At 50.4% G+C, this 21,915-nt stretch carries 21 protein-coding genes and 1 tRNA gene; 18 read left to right on the top strand and 4 right to left on the bottom strand.

All coding sequences use genetic code 11. The features are described 5' to 3' along the window. The first annotated feature begins 1 nt into the window (after position 1). The 14 genes from holA (at position 2) to HCR03_RS03805 (ending at position 13,894) form a co-directional block, all read left to right on the top strand. Positions 2-1,054, top strand: a complete 1,053-nt coding sequence (gene holA / locus HCR03_RS03870; protein ID WP_187036709.1) for a DNA polymerase III subunit delta — start codon at positions 2-4, stop codon at positions 1,052-1,054. Beyond that, positions 1,051-1,635 carry a toprim domain-containing protein gene (locus HCR03_RS03865; RefSeq protein WP_066644726.1) on the top strand — a complete coding sequence of 195 codons (585 nt, stop codon included), beginning with the start codon at positions 1,051-1,053 and terminating at the stop codon, positions 1,633-1,635. The genes holA and HCR03_RS03865 overlap by 4 nt, the downstream gene beginning before the upstream one ends. A 61-nt stretch (positions 1,636-1,696) precedes the next feature. Continuing rightward, positions 1,697-1,781 (top strand) — tRNA-Leu (locus tag HCR03_RS03860). A 523-nt stretch (positions 1,782-2,304) separates the two neighbouring features. Further along, positions 2,305-3,024 carry a GntR family transcriptional regulator gene (locus tag HCR03_RS03855; protein ID WP_228725089.1) on the top strand — a complete coding sequence of 240 codons (720 nt, stop codon included), beginning with the start codon at positions 2,305-2,307 and terminating at the stop codon, positions 3,022-3,024. A gap of 358 nt (positions 3,025-3,382) precedes the next feature. Further along, on the top strand, positions 3,383-4,153 hold the full coding sequence (locus tag HCR03_RS03850; RefSeq protein WP_066644728.1) for an acyl-CoA dehydratase activase: 771 nt from the start codon (positions 3,383-3,385) through the stop codon (positions 4,151-4,153). A 29-nt stretch (positions 4,154-4,182) separates the two neighbouring features. Next, a complete protein-coding gene (locus HCR03_RS03845; RefSeq protein ID WP_066644730.1) occupies positions 4,183-5,418 on the top strand; it encodes a 2-hydroxyacyl-CoA dehydratase subunit D in 1,236 nt (411 codons plus the stop codon). Between the two features lie 2 nt (positions 5,419-5,420). After that, on the top strand, positions 5,421-6,533 hold the full coding sequence (locus HCR03_RS03840) for a 2-hydroxyacyl-CoA dehydratase subunit D (RefSeq protein ID WP_066644732.1): 1,113 nt from the start codon (positions 5,421-5,423) through the stop codon (positions 6,531-6,533). Positions 6,534-6,581: 48 nt separating this feature from the next. Continuing rightward, positions 6,582-7,748, top strand: a complete 1,167-nt coding sequence (locus HCR03_RS03835; protein ID WP_187036708.1) for a YkvI family membrane protein — start codon at positions 6,582-6,584, stop codon at positions 7,746-7,748. Positions 7,749-7,774: 26 nt separating this feature from the next. Next, positions 7,775-9,019, top strand: coding sequence for a CaiB/BaiF CoA transferase family protein (locus HCR03_RS03830; RefSeq protein ID WP_187036706.1), 1,245 nt, complete (start codon positions 7,775-7,777; stop codon positions 9,017-9,019). Positions 9,020-9,106: 87 nt separating this feature from the next. After that, complete coding sequence (locus HCR03_RS20035) at positions 9,107-9,649, top strand: AMP-binding protein (protein ID WP_187036705.1); 543 nt, start codon at positions 9,107-9,109, stop codon at positions 9,647-9,649. Then, on the top strand, positions 9,646-10,767 hold the full coding sequence (locus HCR03_RS20030) for a class I adenylate-forming enzyme family protein (protein ID WP_187036703.1): 1,122 nt from the start codon (positions 9,646-9,648) through the stop codon (positions 10,765-10,767). Before HCR03_RS20035 ends, HCR03_RS20030 begins: the two co-directional genes overlap by 4 nt. Continuing rightward, complete coding sequence (locus tag HCR03_RS03815; RefSeq protein WP_187036701.1) at positions 10,731-11,879, top strand: acyl-CoA dehydrogenase family protein; 1,149 nt, start codon at positions 10,731-10,733, stop codon at positions 11,877-11,879. The genes HCR03_RS20030 and HCR03_RS03815 overlap by 37 nt, the downstream gene beginning before the upstream one ends. Positions 11,880-11,898: 19 nt before the next feature. Beyond that, positions 11,899-12,696, top strand: a complete 798-nt coding sequence (gene etfB, locus HCR03_RS03810; protein WP_187036699.1) for an electron transfer flavoprotein subunit beta — start codon at positions 11,899-11,901, stop codon at positions 12,694-12,696. A gap of 7 nt (positions 12,697-12,703) precedes the next feature. Continuing rightward, complete coding sequence (locus HCR03_RS03805) at positions 12,704-13,894, top strand: electron transfer flavoprotein subunit alpha (protein ID WP_066644750.1); 1,191 nt, start codon at positions 12,704-12,706, stop codon at positions 13,892-13,894. A gap of 161 nt (positions 13,895-14,055) precedes the next feature. Here HCR03_RS03805 and HCR03_RS03800 read toward each other — a convergent pair whose 3' ends face one another. Together HCR03_RS03800 and HCR03_RS03795 are read right to left on the bottom strand one after the other, a co-directional pair. Then, positions 14,056-14,376, bottom strand: a complete 321-nt coding sequence (locus HCR03_RS03800; RefSeq protein ID WP_083210030.1) for a hypothetical protein — start codon at positions 14,374-14,376, stop codon at positions 14,056-14,058. Between the two features lie 95 nt (positions 14,377-14,471). Further along, complete coding sequence (locus tag HCR03_RS03795) at positions 14,472-14,987, bottom strand: superoxide dismutase family protein (protein WP_407926832.1); 516 nt, start codon at positions 14,985-14,987, stop codon at positions 14,472-14,474. A 201-nt stretch (positions 14,988-15,188) separates the two neighbouring features. Between HCR03_RS03795 and HCR03_RS03790 the strand changes: the two genes are divergently transcribed. Both HCR03_RS03790 and HCR03_RS03785 read left to right on the top strand, forming a co-directional pair. After that, a complete protein-coding gene (locus HCR03_RS03790) occupies positions 15,189-16,184 on the top strand; it encodes a choloylglycine hydrolase family protein (protein WP_156989562.1) in 996 nt (331 codons plus the stop codon). A gap of 411 nt (positions 16,185-16,595) precedes the next feature. Further along, positions 16,596-18,227, top strand: a complete 1,632-nt coding sequence (locus HCR03_RS03785) for a hypothetical protein (RefSeq protein WP_066644754.1) — start codon at positions 16,596-16,598, stop codon at positions 18,225-18,227. 82 nt (positions 18,228-18,309) lie between these two features. Here the strand turns inward: HCR03_RS03785 and HCR03_RS03780 are convergent, their stop codons facing one another. Further along, on the bottom strand, positions 18,310-18,699 hold the full coding sequence (locus tag HCR03_RS03780; protein ID WP_066644756.1) for a hypothetical protein: 390 nt from the start codon (positions 18,697-18,699) through the stop codon (positions 18,310-18,312). 1,112 nt (positions 18,700-19,811) lie between these two features. Between HCR03_RS03780 and HCR03_RS03775 the strand changes: the two genes are divergently transcribed. Continuing rightward, positions 19,812-20,138, top strand: a complete 327-nt coding sequence (locus HCR03_RS03775) for a FlxA-like family protein (protein ID WP_166525038.1) — start codon at positions 19,812-19,814, stop codon at positions 20,136-20,138. A 62-nt stretch (positions 20,139-20,200) separates the two neighbouring features. Here the strand turns inward: HCR03_RS03775 and HCR03_RS03770 are convergent, their stop codons facing one another. Continuing rightward, positions 20,201-20,608, bottom strand: a complete 408-nt coding sequence (locus HCR03_RS03770; RefSeq protein WP_083210032.1) for a phage holin family protein — start codon at positions 20,606-20,608, stop codon at positions 20,201-20,203. Positions 20,609-20,789: 181 nt separating this feature from the next. Here HCR03_RS03770 and iadA point away from each other — a divergent pair, with 181 nt between their 5' ends. After that, positions 20,790-21,911, top strand: a complete 1,122-nt coding sequence (gene iadA, locus HCR03_RS03765) for a beta-aspartyl-peptidase (protein ID WP_175391687.1) — start codon at positions 20,790-20,792, stop codon at positions 21,909-21,911. The last annotated feature ends 4 nt before the right edge of the window (positions 21,912-21,915 follow it).

The raw sequence follows: 21,915 nt of genomic DNA, 5'->3' as shown, positions 1-21,915 counted from the left end.
AATGCCGGAAATTACGGAAGCCGAACTGAAAAAGCAGATCGATCAGTCGAATTTCGCAAACCTGTATTTTTTATATGGAGAAGAAAAATATCTGGTGTCGCATTATACGGAACGGCTTGCGGGCAAGGCGTCCGGCCGTCAGTTTACCGACTTCAATTTTCAAAAATTCGAAGGCGATGAAATGGGGGTCGACCGGATTGCGGAGGCCGTGCAGGCGCTGCCGTTTTTCGCGGAGCGCAAGTGCGTTCTCGTGACGGACCCCGACGCCGACGCGATGAAAACGGCAGAGATGGAAAAGTGGAAAGAACTTGTTTCATCTTTGCCGGAGACCACCGTCCTGATTGTGGCCCTTATAAACAGGGACTCGGATGAAAAGAAGGGGAAAAACTGGAAAAAATTCATCGACCTGATGAAGAAGGACGGAAATGCCGTTCGCTTCGGCAGACGGACGGGAGCGCAGCTCCAGAAGCTGCTTTGCTCCGGCGCACAAAAACGGGGCTGTCAGCTTTCATCCCGTAACGCGGACCGGCTTGTCGGCTTTTGCGGGGCGGATCTGACCACGCTCTTAAACGAGCTCGAAAAGCTTTGCTCTTACGTGAAACAGGGCGAAATCACGGCGCAGCTGATTGACCGGCTTGCCGTAAAAAACTTGGAAGCACGCGTTTTCGACCTTTCGAAAGCGGTTTTATCGGGTTCCGGCGACCGCGCGTATTCCATTCTTGACATTCTGCTTGAACAGGGAGAAGAGCCGGTCGCGATTCTCGCGGTGCTTTCGTCAGCCTACCTCGATCTGTACCGCGTCCGTGCGGCGATTCAGAGCGGCCTGAGCGCGACGGAACCCGCTAAATACTTTGACTATGCGCGCAAGGAATTCCGCCTCAGAAACGCGGAGAAAGACTCGGCGAGATATCCGGACGGAATGTACCGGGAAAGCCTGAAAGAGCTTCTTTCGGCGGATATGGACCTGAAAAGCTCGCGCGGCAGCCGCCGCACCGTTCTGGAAAAACTGATCGCAAGGCTTTTGATTCTGGCGGAAAGGGGAAATACGGCTTGATCCATGTGAAGGAAGCAGTGATTGTAGAGGGAAAATACGATAAAATCAAATTGTCTTCCATGATCGACGGCCTGATTCTGCAAACCAACGGCTTCCGGATTTTTAAGGATCCGCAGCAGATGGCGCTGATCCGCTCGCTTGCAGATTCCCGGGGCATATTAATTCTGACCGACAGCGATTCGGCCGGGTTTGTGATTCGAAATTATCTGTCAGGCTGTATTGCGCCGGAAAAAATCCGGCATGTCTATATTCCGGATCTTCTGGGAAAGGAAAAACGAAAGGGGAAACCATCCAAGGAGGGCAAATTAGGCGTGGAGGGAATGCCGCTTGCCGTCCTGAAGGAAGCGCTTCTTCGCGCCGGAGTCGGGGTGGGGGAGGAACAGGCAACTGCTTCCCGCCGTATTACGAAAGCCGATTTATTTGCTCACGGCTTGTCCGGAGGTCCTGAAAGCGCCAAAAAGCGCGCCGTGCTGCTGAAACGGCTCTCCCTACCGGAATATTTATCCGCGAATGCTTTGCCGGAAGTGCTCAGCGGAATGATGAGCTATGATGAATTTGTCCGAATCGCGGCGGAACTATAAAAAAATTAGCAATTTTGTGTTGACAATCAGACGGAAAAGATGATATAATGCTTCTTGCTGAGCGCGAGTGCTGGAATTGGCAGACAGGCACGTTTGAGGGGCGTGTGTTGTATGACGTACGGGTTCAAGTCCCGTCTCGCGCACCAATAGAAAGACCCGGAAAGCCGCATGAACGCTGGCTTTTCGGGTTTCTTTTTTACATAAAAACCGATTTATGCGTATCAGTTGAACTGGCAGCGCAGCCGCGATGGTCTCCACTGTTTCCATCTTTTGGCAAAGGTTTGTGCGTAAATAGTTGTTGTACCAGATAATTTTTCCGGACATGGTTGCTGTCCCTCTTTCAGAATGCTGTCTCGCAACTTCATTCTATCAGAGACCTGCAAACCTTGTCTCTTTTTATCCGTTTTTTTAACTTGCGCAACATCAGATTTTTCCTGGAGAAGCCCGAAGAGCCATAGGAATGTTGGCTCTTCGGGCCTTATGTTATAGAGCGGCTCTTCCGCATCATGCTTGACTGTGCGAAACGCCCTGGCCTGCCTCCGCCAGGTGCAGCCGGTGGAAGCGTACTTAGCATGCCCTAACGCCATGGAGAAAAAATATGAATCTACAGAAAAAAACGGTTTCTTTTTATCTTTCAATATAGTAAAATAAAGTAAAGAGGGATTTATTATGATTTTTAATATGAGTTCAAATACACAGATCGGCAGCAAGCAGCCGTTAAGCACTGAGGAAGTATTCAGAAAAATTCTTAGAAGAATTATCAAGCTTCAGCTGGAGCCCGGCCAGCGCATCAGTGAAAATCAAATGGCACAGGAATATAACGTATCACGATCCGTCATCAGGACGACTTTTACAAGACTTCAGCAGATGAAATTCATCGAGGTCTTTCCGCAGAGAGGCACATATGTCAGTTTGATCGATTTAAATCATATCGCAGATTTACTTATGCTTCGCACTGCGGTGGAAAAGGAAATCATCTATGAGATGTTTACTTCACTGCAAAAGAAAGACAGGCAGGCGCTTGTCGACGCCCTGGAAGCCAATTTGGCGGAGGAAGAAAAGTGCAGGAATGAGGCCGACTATTTCGGAAAATTCCCGAAACTGGATTCTGCTTTTCATAAAACGATGATAGACAGCGTCGGACGTTATGCGCTGGTAGAACTGCTTTCCGACGATATGCTTCATATCGCGAGATGGCGAAATTTCGATGTGGCTTTCGGCAACCGAATTCCGGAGCTGATCGATCAACACCGCGCGATTGTGGAAGCGATAAAAAAAGAGGACATGCTGCTGACCCAGCAGAAAATAGCGGATCATTTGGAAACGATTTCGTCGATCTATGAAAGAGTTGTCACGCAGTATCCGCATTATTTTAAAAATCATTCATAAAAAAATAGAACAGGGCGGCCCGTTTGGTCAAATCGCTTATTTTGAATTTTTGTGAAAGACTTGATTCATACGGGCTGCTATTTTATTTTAAAGAAAATCATATTAACGGAAAACCAAGCAACAACTTGTCGAAATTGCATAAATTTGAAAGAATTTCAAGAAATCTATTTACAAAATGGATCAAAAGTATATAAAATATGAATATAGAGTGATTGACAAATTATTATCTTAACAAAGTAAATGACAGAATAAAGAAAAATAACTGGTATACAAGAGTACTAGGTATCCATAAAACTCATCTTTTTCCCGGAACCTTTAAAAAACTAGTACACAAGTATACAGGATTGGAGGCGGTGTAATGTTTACGTTGGGAATTGATATAGGATCGACGACTTCCAAGGCGGTCATTGTAAAAGACGGCCGGGAGATTGTCGCCTCATCCGTTGTGATTGCGACCGTCGGAACGGACGGTGTTTCAGACGCGATTGAGAATGTGCTGGGGGAAAGCGGGCTTGAGCACGGGGACATTTCGGTCACCTTTGCGACAGGGTACGGCCGACAGACGTATCCGGATGCCGACGGGCAGGTCAGCGAACTGACCTGCCATGCACTTGGGGTGCATCATGTATTCCCGGATGCGAGAACCGTGATCGATATCGGGGGACAGGATGCAAAGGTATTGGCACTGAATGAACGGGGAAGAATGGCGAATTTTGTCATGAACGACAAGTGCGCGGCAGGCACCGGGCGCTTTCTGGATGTAATGGCAAATATTTTAAAGCTGGATATTTCGCAGCTGGAGGTGGAGGCCGCGAAAGCGCTTCATCCCGCCGGCATCTCTAACACCTGCACCGTGTTTGCGGAGTCGGAGGTGATTTCCCAGCTTGCGGCGGGCACCAAAATTCCGGACCTTGTTGCGGGAATCTGCAAATCGGTCGCGTCACGTGCCGCGTCTTTGGCCAAACGGGTCGGCGTGAGGGAAACGGTCTGCATGAGCGGCGGTGTCGCGCGCAACGCCGGGGTTCGCAAAGCGCTGGAACAGGAGCTTAACGTTAATATCGCTTCTTGTGATATGGCTCAACTGATGGGTGCGCTGGGGGCATCCCTGTACGCCTATGAGAAAGCCTGAGGCTAACAATAAAAAGGAGTTGTGATTTTATGAGTGAGGAAGTCAAAAAGCAAAGACCCGCGCCGGATCCGAATTCAGCAAAGTTCAAACTGGGGCAGATTGCGGCCAAGGCTTACAGCGATTGTGTGGAAGCCAAGGCGCGCGGCGAGAAAGTCGGCTGGTGCGCCAGTAACTTTCCGGTGGAAATTCCGGAAACGCTGGGCCTGCATGTTTGCTACCCCGAAAATCAGGCGGCTGCTATCGCCGCAAGGGGCGGCGGCGAGCGGCTGTGCAGCGAAAGCGAGGGGGAGGGATATTCTAACGATATCTGCGCTTACGCGAGAATATCTCTCGCGTACATGAAGTTGAAGGACGCGCCCGAACAGAATATGCCGCAGCCGGATTTTGTCCTTTGCTGCAACAATATCTGCAACTGCATGATTAAGTGGTACGAGAACATCGCCAAAGAGCTTGACATTCCGATGATCATGATCGACATCCCGTTTAATCCGGATTATGAAGTATCGGAAGCACAGACCGCTTACATAAGGGCACAGTTCTGGGACGCGATTCATCAGCTGGAGCAGATTACAGGCAAAAAATGGAGCGAGGAAAGATTTCAGGAAGTCAAGAAGATTTCCGGTCGTTCCAGCCGCGCATGGCTTGAGGCAACCGCTTGTGCCAAACATAATCCGTCGCCTTTCAACGGCTTTGATCTTTTGAACCACATGGCGGTCATGGTGACGGCGCGTGCCAAGAAAGAGGCCGCGGACGCAATGGAGACCCTTTTGAAGGAATACAAGGAGAATCATGAAAAGGGAGTTTCAACGTTCCGCGCCGAGGAAAAGTACCGCATCATGTTCGAGGGAATCGCCTGCTGGCCGTGGCTGAGGGTTACCTCATCCGGTCTGAAGGACAGAGGAATCAATATGGTGACCACCATTTATGCAGACGCTTTCGGGTTTATCTATGACGATTTCGACGGTATGTGCCGCGCCTATTCGCGTGTGCCCAACGCGATGTGCCTCGAGCTTGCGAGGGACAAGCGAGTCAAACTCTGTAAGGACGACCACGTCGAGGGACTGCTGGTTCATACTAACCGTTCCTGCAAACTCTGGTCCGGATTTATGCCCGAAATGAGCCGGCAGATCGGCAAGGCCTGCGGTATTCCGGTCGCAAGCTTCGACGGCGATCAGGCCGACCCGAGGAATTTCTCGGCGGCGCAGTATGATACCCGCGTCCAGGGCCTGATGGAAATCATGGAAGAAAACAAAGGAGGAAACTGACAATGGCTGTTGATGAATTACTGGCTCAGTTTCATGAAATTGCCGCGTCGCCCAAAAAACAGCTGGAAAAATACCTGGCGCAGGGTAAAAAGGTGGTAGCCTGCGCTCCGGTTTACACGCCGGAGGAAATCATCCATTCCATGGGACTTGTTCCCATGGGCGTCTGGGGCGCGGATCAGAAGGTCGGCGAAGCAAAAAAATATTATCCGGCGTTTATCTGTTCCATCATGCAGACGGTGCTGGAGCTTGGCATCACCGGCAAATATCAGGGCGTTTCCGCAATCGTGATCCCTTCTCTCTGCGATTCGCTCAAATGCCTTGGGCAAAACTGGAAGTATGCCGTTCCCGATATTCCGTTCATCCCCATGACTTACCCGCAAAACCGGAAGCCGTCGTATGGGATTGCGTTTACCAAGGCCGGCTATGAGCGCGTAATCAGCGACCTATCCGCCGCGACGGGCGCAAAGTTTTCAGAAGTCGCACTGGCAGACTCCAACCGTATTTACAATGAGCACAACGCCGTGATGCGGGAGTTCGCGGAGATTGCCGCGGATCATGCGGTCAGCGCGGCGCAGCGCAGCGATGTGTTCAAGAGCGCCTGGTTTATGCGGAAGGAAGAACACACCGCCATGGTGAAGCAACTGAACGCGGAACTGGCACAGACACCGAAAGATAAAGGAAAAATTCGTGTCGTGGTGAGCGGAATTCTGGCAGACTCCCCCAGTTTGCTGGAGATTTTTGATAAAAACGAAATCAGGATTGCGGCGGACGACGTAGCGTTTGAATCAAGGCAATACCGGACGGACGTGCCGGAAGACCCCAATTCGCTGGATGCGCTTGCTCGGAAGTACGCAAATATGGACAACTGCTCTGTGCTTTATGACAGGGACAAAAAGCGAGTCGATTCGATTCTCGAACTGGCAAAGCGGCACGACGCGAGAGGCGTCATCGTCCTGATGACAAAATTCTGCGATCCGGAGGAATTCGACTATGTTCCCATCAAAAGAGCTTGTGAAGCGGCCGGGCTTTTGAATCTGAACATTGAGGTTGACCGGCAGATGGTGAATTATGAGCAGGCAAATACCATGATCCAGACATTCAGAGAGATGTTCTAACCCAGCGGCCAATGAGGAGTATTGAAATAAGGAAAAGGGGAAAATGTCATGATTAACAAGAACAAAATGCCTGTTGCGATCGGGGTAGCGTTCGTGTGGTTTACCACGCAGTTCGGCGGCGGATTTGCTTCGGGGGCGCAGCTGCTTACCTATTTTGTACAGTTTGGAATCTGGACCCTCGTCACACCGATTCTGGCGCAGGCTTTCGGCGCGTTCTTCCAGTGGTACGGGCTGCGCTATGCGAAACGGCACAACACCTATGATTACCGCACGTTTACCGACACCTTCTATGGCGATCTGGGAAAAGGAACGAAAACGGTTTTCTCAAATCTCTATGAAGTGGTTTACATCGTAACAATCTGCCTCGCTTCCGCGGTCGCTTTCGCGACGGGAGGCTCCACGCTTGAGGCACTGACCGGCATCCCCTACCTGCTCTGCACACTTGTCATCGGGGCGGTTATCTTTGTGCTGACGATCTTCGGCACGGATATTGTCAGAGCTGCGGCTTCCACCATTTCCGTGGCGATCATAGTCGGTCTTCTGGTTGTCTATATCCCTAACATCATCGCTCAGTGGGGCACTATTTCGGCTAACATCGGCCAACTGTCGGTTGCCCCCGCGCCGGTTGCCCCCGCTTTATGGAAATGTCTGTTGTACGGAGCGTTCCAGTTGGCTTCCATCGGCCTTTTGATGCAGCATGCAGAGCCGTTTGAAAACGAAAAGGTAGCAAAGACTTCCATGATTTACGGCTTTATCGTTAATGCGGGAATTATTTTCATCTGTACGCTCGGCATGCTGGCGGTTGTTAAAAATCCGGATCTTGCGACAGCGAAGGTTCCGACGCTGCTGATGGTTACAACAGGCGTCGGCGCAGCGGTCCTGACGCCGATCATTTCAATCCTGATTATTCTCGGCTCCGTATCAACCGCCGTCAATATGATCGCCGGCGTTGTCAAGCGTTTTGTAACCGCGTGGAACAAAAAAGACGCCTCTTCGGAAGAATCGGGAAAGAAAAGCACACAGCGCACGATGACGATTGCGATTCTGTTTACTCTGCTGACCTTTGCAATCGCACAGTTCGGACTGATTCCGCTGGTTGCCGTCGGATATGGGTACCTCGGCTATTTGACCATTTTTGTCGTCCTGATTCCGTTCCTGATCCATATGTTCCTGACCAGGGCGGGGAAAATCGATTCTGAATTCAAAAAGAATTAATCAAGATAAAAGGAGAGACCGAAAAAATGAGCAAACCATTGCAAGGAGTCCGCGTCATTGAGCTTGCCACCTTTATCGCCGCCGCTACGGCGGGCAGATTTATGGCTGACCTCGGCGCAGACGTCATCAAAATCGAATCGGCAAAGGGGGACCCCCTGAGATACACGGCGCCTTCCGAGGGAAGACCGCTGGATATGTACGAAAACACCACATGGGATTTGGAAAACGGCAACAAACGCTGCATTTCCCTGAATATGAAGGACCCGGCGGGCAAAGAGGCGTTTTTAAAACTGCTTGAAACGGCGGATGTCCTCATTACCAACTGGCGGGTTCAGGCGCTGGAACGCGCGGGCCTTGATTATGAAAGCCTGAAGCAAAAGTATCCCAAGCTTGTCTATGCAATCTGCACCGGCTATGGTGAATACGGTCCCGACAAAGACCTTCCGGGCTTTGATTTTACCGCATTCTTTTCAAGGGGAGGCTATCTGGATTCGCTGCGCCAGAAGGGCACCGTGCCGATGAACGTGGTGCCGGGCCTTGGCGACCACAATGTCGGCATGAACCTTGCCGCGGGAATTCTGGCGGCTCTGTATCAGGCGAAAACAACGGGCGTTGGAGAAAAGGTGGAAACTTCCCTGTTTGAAAGTGCCGTTTTCAACATGGGCATGATGATTCAGGCGTCAAATTACGAAGGAATCGCACAGCAGTATCCCATCGATGTCAGAAAGGCCGCCAATCCGTTTAACGCTGCATGGAGGACAAAAGACGACCGGTTCATCCAGACTTGCATGCCGGATTACAACACCTATTACAAAGCCTTTATGAAGGCGATCGGACGGGAGGACCTTGTCGAAAACGAAAATTATTTCCCGATTCTGACTTGTCAGAAAAAGGGCCTTACTTCCGAGGTTTACGACATTGTCATGGAAGCGTTCAGCCGGAAGACCGTTGAGGAATGGACGCGGATTCTCGCCTCTGCCGACGTTCCGTTCGCGCTTGCGAAAAATTGGATGGAAATCCGGGAGGACAAGCAGGCCGAGGCGAATAACTGCTTCTACGACATGCGCTATTCCACTGGAAATACCAGAAGGCTGGTGAGACTTCCGGTGAAATTCCAGCAGATGGGTGTGCCGGACTATCGCAGAGGCCCGATGATCGGCGAACAAGGGGCGGAAATTCTGAAAGACATCGGATATGACGAAAATCAGGTTCAGAATCTGATGGAATCCGGCACTCTGTATGTTTGGAAGGACGAGAAAAAGTCGAACTGATTTCAAATCAAAAGGGACTGCGACCGGACCGGCACCGGTTCCGGCTGCGGTTCTTTCAGCTGATATTACGGAAATGCCGGGGATGCAATGATGAAACTGGTTCATAAAACGATAATCGAATGCTTAACGGAACGGGTCGGCGCCGACGGCGAAAAAACGGCTGTTGAAACGGGCGGTTGGAGCTGTACCTATCGTCAGCTTGATCTGTTTTCCGATCTTTTGGCGGCACAGATGAAAAGAAACGGAATCGGCACTGGGGTGCATGTTGGTATCTGGAGCGTTAACAGCCCGGAGTGGGTCGTAACGTTTTTTGCGCTGGTGAAGACGGGAGCCGTGCCCGTGCTGTTAAATACCTGTTTTCAGGATGACGAAATTACGCAGGTTTTGAATTATGCCAACGTAGAGGTCCTGTATTACGGAGAAGGTTACAAGGCAACATCCTATCGGGACATGATTGAAAGAATCAGGGAAAAAACGCCGAACATCAGGCGTTTCGTTTCAATGGATCGGGTTAAAGACGGAATGAATTCCGCCGGGAGTAGGTATGCCGACGCGACGCATGGGCAAAAGGCCTTCGCCGAGCTTCAGGAAGCGAAGAAAAAATCCGGCCGCAGGACACGGCCTGCATGATTTTCACCTCTGGAACCACTCTTGTTCCCAAAGGAGTGCTTCTCAGCCATTACAGCCTGGTCAACAATGCCGCCGCGGTGTCAGAAGCGATGCAATGGAGCGGACGGGACAAGATGTGCATTACCGTGCCGATGTTCCATTGCTTCGGCCTGACGGTGGGCATTCTGGCCTGTGTAATCTGCGGTGCGGGTATGTATCTGATTTCCTGCTTCCGGACCGGAGCCGTATGGGACGCGATTGAGAATCAGCGCTGCACAATCCTGAACGGCGTGCCAAGTATGTTTCTCGCGCTTATCCGGAGTTCAAACGGGCGGGGAAGAACTGCGCCTTTCCTGAATTCCGGCATTATCGCCGGGTCGCCGATAATGCCGGAGGATTATAAAGAAATCTGTGAACGGTTTCCATCGCTGCATCTTCAGCCTTCGTACGGCCAGACGGAAACCTCCCCCTGTGTGACGATTGCGGATTGGAACGATCCCCCGGAAAAGAAAAGCGCTTCTGCGGGAAAGCCGATTGACTTTGTCAGCGTTCGCATTTGTTCCGTTTCGGATGGAACCGTCGAGAAATTGGACAAAGACGGTGAAATTCAGGTCAAAGGCTACAATGTGATGGAGGGTTACTATCATCTTCCGCAGGCGAACAGAGAAGCCTTTACGGCGGACGGCTGGCTGAAAACGGGGGATATCGGCCATTTCGATTCCGACGGGGAACTCCATGTTACCGGCAGGCTGAAAGAGATGATTATCCGCGGCGGCGAAAATATATCTCCGCGCGAAATCGAGCGGGCGATTCGCGCGCTTGACTGGGTGGAGCAGGTCAAAGTGGTTGGTGTGCCCGACAAGGTGATGCAGGAGGCCATAGCGGCGTGCATCATTCCCAAACAGGGATGTCAAGTTGACAGGAACGGACTGTTCCGTTATTTAGATAAAAAACTTTCCCAATATAAAATGCCTTCCTATGTATTCGAATTCAAATCTTTTCCTTTCAACGCAAGTGGAAAAATTCAGTTGGAAAAAATAAGGAAACAGGCGGCTGTGCTGGCTGAACAGGCAGCAAAAGAAAAAAAGGAGGAAGCACAAATATGGCAGACGCGTATTTTACGGAGCAACATGAGCTAATCAGGAAACTGGCCCGCGAATTTGCGGAAAAGGAACTGACGAAGGAAATTCTTGACAAGGTGGAGGAAACAGGGGAATTCCCAGAGGAAATTCTTAACAAAATGGCCGCGGCGGGATTTTTCGGAATCAAAATACCGAAGGAATATGGCGGCCAGGGGGCGGACGCCCGCTCTTATGTTCTGGTCATGGAGGAAATCGCGAGGGTTTCGGGCGTGGCGAGCATCTACGTGTCGACCCCGAACTCCCTTTCAGGCGGACCGCTGCTTCTCGCCGGCAATGAGGAACAGAAAGCGAAATATCTGACACCGGTGGTAACCGGCAAGAAAAAACTGGCATTCGCTCTGACCGAACCGGGCGCGGGCTCCGACGCGAGCGGCATGGTGACCTCCGCCGTAAAGGAGGGCGACCATTATGTGCTGAACGGGCGCAAATGTTTTATCACAATGGCCCCGCTTTCCGACTATGCGGTTATTTTTGCAAAGACCGACATGAAAAAGGGCAACAAGGGCATTTCGGCGTTTGTCGTTGATATGAAAGGCCCGGGCGTCAGCTGCGGCAAGCCGGAAGACAAGATGGGCATCATCGGCTGCGCGACCTCTGATATTATTCTGGAGAATGCGGTCGTTCCGGAAACGGACCGTTTGGGCGAAGAGGGCGAGGGATTCAAAATCGCCATGAAGACGCTGAATACCGGCCGTTTGGGCGTGGCGGCTCAGTCAATCGGCATCGCGCAGGGCTGCCTGGACGAGACCATAAAATACGCAAAGGAAAGAAAACAGTTTGGGCAGCGGATTGCCGACTTTCAGGCCATCGGTTTCATGATCGCCAATATGGCCACAAAGCTGGAGGCCGCAAAGCAGCTGACCTATAAGGCTGCGTACCTTCTGGATACCAAACAGGATACGACACTCAATGCGTCGATGGCAAAGTATTTTGCCTCCGAGGTGTGCAACGAAATCGCGGCCTGCGCCGTTCAGATTCACGGCGGATACGGATTTATCAAGGATTATAAGGTAGAGCGGATGTACCGCGACTGCCGCGTGTTTACCATTTATGAAGGAAGCAGTCAGGTTCAGCAGATTGTCATCAGCAAGCAGCTGCTGAAAAAGTAAGAAGGGAGAAGCTTAAGGCATGAAAATATTAGTTTGTGTAAAACAGGTTCCGGATACGAATGAGGTTAAAATTGATCCGGTCAAGGGAACCCTGATCCGCGAGGGTGTTCCCAGCATCCTGAATCCGGACGACGCAAATGCGCTGGAAGCCGCGCTTCAGCTTAAGGACAAAGACCCGGACACGAAGATTGCCGTTCTCACCATGGGCCCCCCGCAGGCAACTTATATGCTCAGAGAATGCCTTGCGATGGGTGCGGACGAGGCGTATCTGCTCAGCGACCGTGCGTTCGGCGGAGCGGACACCTGTGCCACTTCCACAACAATTGCGGCGGGAATTAAAAAAGTGGGGAATGTCGACCTCGTTTTTGCAGGGCGCCAGGCCATTGACGGCGACACCGCACAGGTTGGCCCCCAGGTCGCGCAGCGTTTGAACATGCCGGTTGTTACCTATGTAAAGGACATCAAGGCTGAAACGGGAAAAGTGACCGTTCAGCGGCAGATGGAAGACGGGTATGAGATTATTGAGGTTCAAACCCCATGCCTTCTTACCTGCGTGAAAGAGCTGAACGAACCCAGATATATGTCGGTCGGGGCGATTGTTGACGCATATCAAAAGGAAATTACGGTTTGGGGACATGATCAGGTCGAACTTGACCCGAAGGACTGCGGACTGAACGCCTCCCCAACACAGGTTTTCCGCTCCTTTACACCGCCGCAGAAGGGCAAGGGCGAAATGCTTTCGGGTTCCGTCGGCGAGATAGCGGCGGCGCTTGTTTCCAAACTGAACGAAAAGCATCTATTAAAAAAAGAAGGGTGAGAACAACATGGCAGTTGTTGTATTAAAGGATCAGTGCAAAGGCTGCACGAAATGCGTGAAAAGTTGTCCGTTTCAGGCAATTACGATGGAGAACAGAATTGCCGTGATTGGTCCGGCCTGCACAGGCTGCGGCCAGTGCGTCGAAGTTTGCCCGTTTCAGGCGATCAAGAAGACGGAAGACAAAAAGGCCGCAAAAGATTTGAGTACCTATCACGGCGTATGGGTTTTTGCCGAGCAGAGAGACGGAAAGCTGATGCAGGTGGCGGTTGAACTGCTGGGCGAGGGAGCCAAGCTTGCCAAAGCCGTGGGCTGCGAACTTTGCGCGGTTCTTTGCGGTTCCGGTGTGGAACCGCTCGTGAGCGAACTCTTTGAGTACGGCGCCGACAAGGTCTATTACGCCGATGCACCGGAGCTTAAACAATATACGACCGATGCCTATACCAAGGCGATTTACGAGGCGATTGAAACCTATAAACCTGAAATTGTTCTGCTTGGTGCGACACATATCGGCCGCGACCTGGGTCCCTGCCTTGCGGTTCGCTGCGGAACCGGACTGACGGCTGACTGTACAAAGCTTGAAATTAATCCGGAGACAAAGGGTATCATGCAGACCCGCCCCGCGTTCGGCGGCAATCTGATGGCGACTATTGTTTGCCCGAACCACAGGCCGCAGATGTCGACGGTTCGCCCGGGCGTTATGGAGAAAGCTACAAGGACTGCCGGCAGAGCCGGAGAGCTGATTCGTTTGAGGATCGGATTCCATGAGGGTGATATTCGCACAAAGGTGCTGGAGGTTGTTAAATCCGTCAAAGAGGCGGTGTCCCTGACCGACGCTGAGATCATTGTTTCGGGAGGAATGGGGCTGGGAAATCCGGAGGGATTCGAACTCCTCAAAAAATTTGCGGAAAAGCTCGGCGGGACCATAGCGGCGTCAAGAGCTGCGGTTGATGCCGGCTGGATTGATCACGCCTATCAGGTTGGACAGACCGGAACGACGGTGAAGCCGAAAATTTATTTTGCCTGCGGTATTTCCGGTGCCATTCAGCATGTGGCCGGAATGCAAAAATCCGGGCTGATTGTCGCAATCAATACCAATGAAAGCGCGCCGATTTTCGATATTGCTGATTTCTGCATTGTCGGCGATCTGTATAAGGTGATTCCGGCTATTCTGGAAGAACTTGAAAACGTGCCGTGTTAGAATAAATGCGGGGCCGGTCCATATCCCGGTCTTTCAAAATGGGAATGAAGTAACGAATTCGGAGAATTCAAATAAAAAGCGGCGGAAAAAATTCTTTTCCGGCCGCTTTTTCTGTTCTGGCGGGCAACCCAGTTTTCCGGGTTTGACCGTCTGCTGTAAAGTCAGGGCGTCGGCGAAGCTGACGCGGCGCCCGTTACCCGCGTTCCGGATATCTGAAAGTTGCCGTAGCCGGTCGTTGCCACCGCTGCAAGCGCATTTCCTGACAGGGTTCCCTTCACTTGATATTTTGTGCAAAAAAAGCCCATGTTAAGAACGCCTGAAAATTCAAAGGCATTAAAATCAATTTTGCCGTTTTTAAAAAAGCTGGTGCTTCCCATGGCCCGAATGGAGCCGCTTAAAATCCCTCGTTCCTCTTCCATGGCCAGCACGCCTCTTTGGGGTCCGATGGGTGTCTGCAATGTAACATTGAAAGTACTTTTCATAATAAATCCCCGTTTATTTTGTATTTCAATCCGCATTCCACAAGCGGGGAGTACGGCTGAAAAGGGATGATTTGGCGGTTTTTACGCAAAGTCGGTCAGCGGTATAAGATGCCCGTCGGCATGATTTTACCGCACGCTATTTTGGCACCGGAATTCCCGGATGGCTGCGTTGTGAAATCATCCGGAGCCGCGTGAACGATCACAGTTCGCCCGACGACTTCATTCACGGTAAATCTGTCGGTGAAAAACGCCATGAAAGCGTATCCCCGGTTGCCGAACAACGGAGGAAGATCGCCCGCATGTGCGGGATGCGGACAGCCGTTTGGATTATAATGACCGTCCGTGTCGGCGAAAGGGTCTTCGGCGTTTCCCGTACAGGATTTGCCCTCGTGAATATGGAATCCGTAGATGTCGGGAGAGCACGCCTGTGTCCCTGTTGGGAGCCCATGAACCTGGGCGATCAGATAAACTCCGTCCGAAGTCTGATAAAAGGAGACAAAGCCGCGGAGATCGGGATAATCGGGGCTGCCGTTTATCATGGCGCGGGCATTGGGAATCCTTCGCAGGGTATTTTGAAAAAGTCTCAGATTCATTTGGTGTTCTGAAAGCAAGGTACCACCTCCTGGACTATTTTATGCACATGGAAATTAATTGCCAATGTACTGCCTGAGCAACCAGCCGTTTTTCGGAGACGAAGGTTTTAAAGCGCCGACATATTTTTAAAAGACTTCCATATTTTATGGTATAAGGCGGAGGGCGGTACAGTACCGCTTGCCGGTAAATTTCGCTGATGGGAAAGGATGTTTTGAAAGATGTGTACGGCAATCACGTTTCAGTCTAAGCAGGGAGTCAATTTTTTTGGGCGCACCATGGACTTTTCTTACCCGATCGAACCGAAGACCTATATCATCCCCAAGAATTACGTTTGGCACAATGTTTTGAACGGGAACATGTACAGCGATTCTTACAGCTTTATCGCAATCGGTCAGGAAAGTGATGAAATGCTGGGCTTTTTTGACGGAGTCAATGAAAGAGGGTTTGCTTCGGCGGTATTGTATTTTCCGGGATATGCAAAATATCAGGAAAAAGTGACCAAAGAACAGAAGGAACCCGTTGCGGCGCTTGATTTTCTCCATTATATTTTGGGAAAATGCGGATCGATAGACGAATTAGACGGGCTCTTGCGGCAAATTTCTCTGTTTGGCGTTCCGGACCCGATCACACAGAGCGTTGCCCCGCTGCACTGGATTGCAACCGACCGAAGCGGGAAAAGCGTTGTCATCGAATCGACGGAGCAGGGAATCAAACTGTATCGAAATCCCATCGGGGTTTTGACCAACAGCCCGGATTTTCCATGGCATATGACAAACCTCAGAAATTATATGACGGCGGCTCCGCGGCAGGAGGAAGAGGTTTTCTGGGGAGAAGTTCCGCTCAGGCCGTTCGGTCAGGCGGGAGGAACCGTGCCGCTGCCGGGAGGCGATACCTCCCCGGAGCGGTTTGTGAGAACGGCGTATCAAAAAACGCATGTTGAAATCCCTTCCGGCGACACCGAGGCGGTAATCACCTGTTTTCATCTCATGGAAAATGTCACAATTCCCAGAGGAGTGGTCGAAACGGCGAAAGGCGACTGTGACGATACAAAATATACTGCTTTCATCAACACAAAAACATGCGAGTATTTTTTTAGGACTTATGACAACAGCGAGATTGCGTGCGCAAGCCTGTGGGACCGCAGCGGATACAGCAAAAAACCGGTCTGCCTGGGAGATTTGGCGCGTCCGGTTTCCTTTCATAAAATTTCTTGAAAACTGCGCGCGCAGACAAACCCGCCGCCCCCGAAGACCCACGGTACCGGCTTTCGGGTCCGCCTGTTTCTCCGCATAGAAAAGCCGCCCGAAGGCGGCTTTTGGGGAGGAGTGTTATGAAAAAAGTTTATGAAAATCCTCAATCTGAGGGACTTGTGGTTTGTCTGCGGGCCTGCGGTTCGGTGTTCCGATCATGCCGCCGACCATGCTGCAGTGATTTTGTTTTGCTTTGACGGTTTTAATTATACCGGCATGTTGTTAAGGAGCCGTTAAGAAGAAATGAAAATAGATGGAGAAAACAGTTAAGAAATTTTGAATACAGCCGCCCGATGTGACCCATACGGTTGGGATAAGTTTCAAAATGTGGTATAATCTAATTAAAATCAGAGATTATCTGAAAGGAAATATGTTATGAAGAAGTCGAAAATACTGATCCCACTGTTTCTGATCTTGTTGCTTGGCGCGTTTATTTTTGCCGATGCGCCGAATCTCAATCCGCTTTATCGGGAAGGGCTCAGCTTTTGGGGCTTTCTCATAACCGCAGTTTCACTGTTTCTGTGGTTTTGGAAATCCGGCGTGCGCAAATTTACGCGGCAAACCAATATCGAATTTTCCGACCTGAAAAAGGGACGCGTTTTTTTCATCGCGGCGGCGGCTCCCTGGGTGATTTTTATTCTTGTAAGTTTGTTTTCCAGCGTGCTTTTTCATGTGGATCAATACAAAAACCAGATGCCGGAACCGGAGAACAGGGTGTTTTCTTCCGATGTTCAGGCGATCGATATTTCACAGCTTCCTGTGGTCGATAAAAGTCTGGCTTCTCTGCTTGCCGACAAAAAGCTGGGTGAAAAGCCATCTCTCGGCAGTCAGGTTGCTCTGGGGGAGCCTACTATTCAAAAGGTCAATAATAAACTGGTGTGGGCGGTGCCCCTGCTGCATTCTGGCTTTTTTAAGTGGATCAGCAATTCCGGCGGTACGCCGGGGTACATTTTGGTTTCGGCGACGAATCCAAAAGATGTGGACTATGTGGACAGCTATGCGATCAAGTACCAGCCAAATGCGTATCTCCTTGATAATCTGCAGCGGCATGTACGTTTTTCCGGCGGGCTTTTTACCGGGCTGACCGATTATTCCTTTGAAATCAATGATGAGGGAAAACCCTATTGGGTCGTTACAACTTATAAATATCTGGCAGGGTACAGCCTTCCGGAAGCCGACGGCGCGATTATTATTGATGCCGCCACCGGAAAAAGCGAAAAATACGGCATCGGCGATATTCCCGGCTGGGTGGACCGTGTGCAGCCGGTCGATTTTGTCATGACGCAGATCAATAACCGGGGAAACTATATTCATGGGTTATTCAATTTTTCGAACAAAGATAAATTTGAGACTTCCGAAGGAAACGCGATTGTCTATAATAATGGAAGATGCTATTTGTACACCGGCCTGACCAGCGTCGGGGCCGATGAAAGCACCACGGGTTTTATCATGGTCGATATGGTGACAAAGACGCCGTACCGGTATCAGATCAGCGGTGCGACAGAATACGCGGCGCAGCAGTCGGCGGAAGGAAAGGTGCAAAATATGCACTACCGTGCTTCCTTCCCGCTGATTACCAATGTGGACGGCCGCCCGGCTTATTTTATGACGCTGAAGGACGACGGGGGACTCATTAAGCAGTACGCCTTCGTTTCCGTCACCGATTATACGAGCGTCGGAACCGGAGAGACGATCGGTTCCGCGATTTCCAATTATCAGTCGGTCGTTAAGAATGTAAGCGGAAGTTCCTCCATTGATACCGGAGACCAGGAACAGAATCTGCAGGGAACGATCGACAGAATATCGTCTCAGATCGTGGGGGAAAATACGGTTTATTCCATGATTCTAAAAGAACAGCCTGACAAGATCTTTACCGCGGTTGCGGACATCAGTCAGGAATTGCCGCTGACAAGGGAGGGCGACGGAGTAAAGATCACCTATATCAAGGCGGACCGAGGAGTGATCAGCCTCTCAACCTTTGACAATCTTGAATATACGCAGAAGTAAGAGGATGAATCGAAAAACGGCTCCGGCACTGTTTCACACAGTACCGGAGCCGTTTTTATACTTTGTTCAGTTGTGAAATGTGTTACTCCTGCTTTGTTTCTTCCTTCAATGCCTTTTCCTTTACTGGGTACGTTTGCCCGACAAAAACGGAAACCAGGAACACAACTGCGAAAATGAAAGAAAGAACGGACCAAATCATCAGATCCTGATATGTACCAACATTGGAAATTCCCACAATTCCGCCGATCGCGTAAATCACGGTGGTCGCGATCGTGCCGCCCTTGCTGCTTCTGGCAACGATTCCGACGATTCCGGCGACCAGCAGACAGATTGCCAGGAATAATCCTGAGGACCCGCTGGATTCCCCATTCGCGGCAATCGCGTTCCCGATCCCGGCTGCGCACGATTGGAACAGTACAAATAAAGACAGGACAATCGACACAATCCCAATAATCAGTTTTGCTACTTTCATATAGACACCCCTCATTCATAATTTATACATATATTTTATCATTTTGGGAACAAAATGCAAGACTTTTTTCTGATTTAAAATACTTTAAAAGAGATAATTTGGGCCGGCGCTTTTAACACGCCGGCCCATAACAAGGTTTTGCATGCTAATGAAAGAGCTTTTGCTGCTCTGAGCTTTCGATTATCGCGGACGTCTGGGCGGTGGCCCGGGCGGAGGGGGTCCGGGAGGTCTTGGCGGTCCGGGCGGACGTGGAGGCCTTGGGGGATACGGACGCCTGGGGCACCAGGGAAAGATTGGCCACCAACGACAGAACGGCCGATCGTATCTTCTTGGCATAATTTGCATCTCCTTACCCACATTTTATTCGCGGAGCAAGAATTCTGCGACACAGAGTGATGAAAGAAGCGCCGAAACAAGAAGAATTCAGGGGATTTTCAAAAAAAGCGGCCCCAACCCGAAGGATGGAGCCGCAAATGCCGAAAAACGCTTCTTCGTTTTATTCCACCTCCCAGTCTCACAACACGTGTGTATGATACCGAATGAATGGGAACAGAGCAAAAAAAATCATAAAGATTATATGAGAAAAGGATCACATCAAAAGGCCACCCGGTTGGGGGTGGCGGTGAAAAGAATGTAGTCCTCTAGATCAGAGGGCGTAACCGACTTAAAAAATTTGACACGTGTCCGGTCAAGCGCGCTGTGTTTTTCTGTTAGAATTTACGGCAACGGCAGCAACAACCGCGGCCGCAGCCGCAGCAGCAAAAAGCCAAAAAAGGGAATCAGCCAGCAGCACATGATGCAGTACCACCTTTCGTGTAAACTGCTATATCCTATGCGTCCGATTACAGGCTTGTCAATCTGGCTAATTGGAATTTGAATGCGGAAACAAAGATTGTTTCCGCGGGCCGAATACCTTCTGGAGAAAAGAATTCTGAAAAAGAGGCGCGCGCCGGCTTGCTGGGGATGAGCCTGAGTGCCTATATGAACGCTTTGATCGACAGAGACATGGGAATGTGCCCGTAAAATTCATCATACTGTCACCGTTCTCACCTAAAATTTGTTTGGTTTCTGCCGATAGAATAAATAGATAAAAAAGAAAGGGTATGATGGCCATGGCTATTTCGGCGGTTTCAGGGACAACCGCTGCCTATTCTGCGGGCGTGGACAGCAACTCCTCCAGCCAGATTTCCCAGTTGGAGAAACAGGAAAAGAAACTGCAGGAGAAACTGGAGACTTTGCAGAAAGACTCATCCGGTGAGAATGCCAAACTGGTTCAGCAGCAGGAGGCTCTAATTCAGCAGCAGATTTCACAGATCGAACGGCAGATTCTGCAGATTGAAAATCAGCAGAAATCGCCGGAATCCTCCGGGCAGTCGGCAGCTGCAAACATCAAAACGGCAAGTGCCACGGAAAACAGTTTGTTAGATACCTTTGCATAATCGATCCCCCGTCGGTTTATTGGCCGGCGGGGGATTTCTATATGATTCAATTATGAAGTCTTTTACATTACCCGTGTTGGAATGAAGGCGTCAAGAATACCGATTGCGACTGCGCCTAAGACAGCGCCCAGAATTGTGACATTCATATTCGGAACAGCAAACTGGGCCGCGTATAAAATAACGGCGGTCAGCAAAAATCCTTTTAGTCCTTTTCCAAATGGGGAAGCGTCGGTTTTCATAACGCTCTCCACCAGATAATCCAGCAGGCTGATTACAATCGCGGCAATCAGAAACGACCAAAGACCTACAATGGAAAAGCCGGGAGTGAAAAACGAAACCAGGAATAAAACAATCACCATTACGGCCAATTTTCCCAGCCATCTGCCAAAAGAAAAAGATGTTTGCGTATCGGACTCATTTTGGTCGGTTCCGGCATAGTGCGTGTGAACGGCATGACCTTGATGCGCCATGAGTATCACCTCCTTTCACAATATTAGTAATCCTGTTTTTATCAAAGATATTAGCGGTAAATTTTATGCTGACTTTTAGAAAAACGAGTGACTCGTTCGGCTGTTTCTCTCTTTTGCGGGAGTATAAAAATCTCGTATTCGCAAAAACTATCCTGCAAATAACGTTTTTATGAAGGTCATTATGATTACACTTTTAAAAGATGTAAATTGTTTTTGCCCGAAGCACATCGGGCAAAAGGATATATTGATCGCAAACGAAAAAATTGAGAGGATTGATCCGGTCGGAAGATGGGAGAACTGTCCCTTTCTTGACCGGATTATTGACTGTGACGGCCTGACGGCGTTTCCCGGGCTGATTGATCAGCACGTTCACATTGTGGGCGGAGGCGGCGAACACGGCTTTGCCAGCCGGATCGGCGATATTAATCCCGATCAAGTTTTTTTGTCCGGCGTTACCACTTTGGTCGGTCTTCTCGGATTCGACAGCTGTACCAAAGATCCCGCCAACCTTTTTGCAAGTGCAAAGAGCTTGAGACAATCGGGGCTGACGGCCTATCTTTATTCCGGGAGTTATACTTTTCCCATGCCTTCTTTGACCCAAAGTATTCTGAGGGACCTCATTTTGGTTGACGAAGTGATTGGCGTGGGCGAAGTTGCGATTGCCGACCACCGTTCATCACAGCCCAGTGCTCTGGAATTGGCGGAGCTTGCCTCCGCCGTTCATGCCGGCGGCATGATCGGCGGGAAGGCGGGCGTTGTTCATATTCACCTCGGGGAGGGGAAGCGGGGGATGGGCCTGCTGCTGGATGTGCTTGAGCAAACGGATTTGCCGAAGGAGATGTTTGTTCCCACACATGTCAACCGCCAGCCAAAGCTCTTCGAGCAGGCGATGGAATATTGCAGAAACGGCGGAAATATTGACCTGACGGCGGGGGAAACGCACGGAATACCAGTCCCGGACGCGATTGAAATGCTTGTGGACAGCGGAATGGATCTCTCAAGGGTTACTGTAAGCTCCGACTCCAACGGGAGCATTCCCACCGGAGGGGTCGGTAAAATTCAGGAGCTGTACGACGACATCCGCGGATGCATAGTCAAAAAGGGAATTCGTCCGGAAACCGCTTTTAGCTTCGTAACGGAGAATGTTGCTAAAATATTGAAGCTTTATCCTGAAAAGGGGACGCTCCAAGAGGGTGCGGACGCAGATATTGCGCTGCTTGACTGCGGTTATCGCCTTCGCAAATTGTTCTGTCTGGGCAAACAGACGGTGGATGACGGCCACAGGGTAAATTCAGAGGAGTGAGTAA

The sequence above is a fragment of the Caproicibacter fermentans genome (assembly GCF_014303955.1).
GTDB lineage: Bacteria > Bacillota > Clostridia > Oscillospirales > Acutalibacteraceae > Caproicibacter > Caproicibacter fermentans.
Note: the sequence above shows the minus strand (reverse complement) of the source record. Positions and strands in the feature narration are given on the sequence as shown.

Coding starts and splice junctions, on each gene's coding strand:
- holA (WP_187036709.1), top strand. CDS start 2: ATGCCGGAAATTACGGAAGCCGAACTGAAAAAGCAGATCGATCAGTCG.
- HCR03_RS03855 (WP_228725089.1), top strand. CDS start 2,305: ATGATTTTTAATATGAGTTCAAATACACAGATCGGCAGCAAGCAGCCG.
- HCR03_RS03850 (WP_066644728.1), top strand. CDS start 3,383: ATGTTTACGTTGGGAATTGATATAGGATCGACGACTTCCAAGGCGGTC.
- HCR03_RS03845 (WP_066644730.1), top strand. CDS start 4,183: ATGAGTGAGGAAGTCAAAAAGCAAAGACCCGCGCCGGATCCGAATTCA.
- HCR03_RS03840 (WP_066644732.1), top strand. CDS start 5,421: ATGGCTGTTGATGAATTACTGGCTCAGTTTCATGAAATTGCCGCGTCG.
- HCR03_RS03835 (WP_187036708.1), top strand. CDS start 6,582: ATGATTAACAAGAACAAAATGCCTGTTGCGATCGGGGTAGCGTTCGTG.
- HCR03_RS03830 (WP_187036706.1), top strand. CDS start 7,775: ATGAGCAAACCATTGCAAGGAGTCCGCGTCATTGAGCTTGCCACCTTT.
- HCR03_RS20035 (WP_187036705.1), top strand. CDS start 9,107: ATGATGAAACTGGTTCATAAAACGATAATCGAATGCTTAACGGAACGG.
- HCR03_RS20030 (WP_187036703.1), top strand. CDS start 9,646: ATGATTTTCACCTCTGGAACCACTCTTGTTCCCAAAGGAGTGCTTCTC.
- HCR03_RS03815 (WP_187036701.1), top strand. CDS start 10,731: ATGGCAGACGCGTATTTTACGGAGCAACATGAGCTAATCAGGAAACTG.
- etfB (WP_187036699.1), top strand. CDS start 11,899: ATGAAAATATTAGTTTGTGTAAAACAGGTTCCGGATACGAATGAGGTT.
- HCR03_RS03805 (WP_066644750.1), top strand. CDS start 12,704: ATGGCAGTTGTTGTATTAAAGGATCAGTGCAAAGGCTGCACGAAATGC.
- HCR03_RS03800 (WP_083210030.1), bottom strand. CDS start 14,376: ATGAAAAGTACTTTCAATGTTACATTGCAGACACCCATCGGACCCCAA.
- HCR03_RS03790 (WP_156989562.1), top strand. CDS start 15,189: ATGTGTACGGCAATCACGTTTCAGTCTAAGCAGGGAGTCAATTTTTTT.
- HCR03_RS03785 (WP_066644754.1), top strand. CDS start 16,596: ATGAAGAAGTCGAAAATACTGATCCCACTGTTTCTGATCTTGTTGCTT.
- HCR03_RS03780 (WP_066644756.1), bottom strand. CDS start 18,699: ATGAAAGTAGCAAAACTGATTATTGGGATTGTGTCGATTGTCCTGTCT.
- HCR03_RS03775 (WP_166525038.1), top strand. CDS start 19,812: ATGGCTATTTCGGCGGTTTCAGGGACAACCGCTGCCTATTCTGCGGGC.
- HCR03_RS03770 (WP_083210032.1), bottom strand. CDS start 20,608: ATGGCGCATCAAGGTCATGCCGTTCACACGCACTATGCCGGAACCGAC.
- iadA (WP_175391687.1), top strand. CDS start 20,790: ATGATTACACTTTTAAAAGATGTAAATTGTTTTTGCCCGAAGCACATC.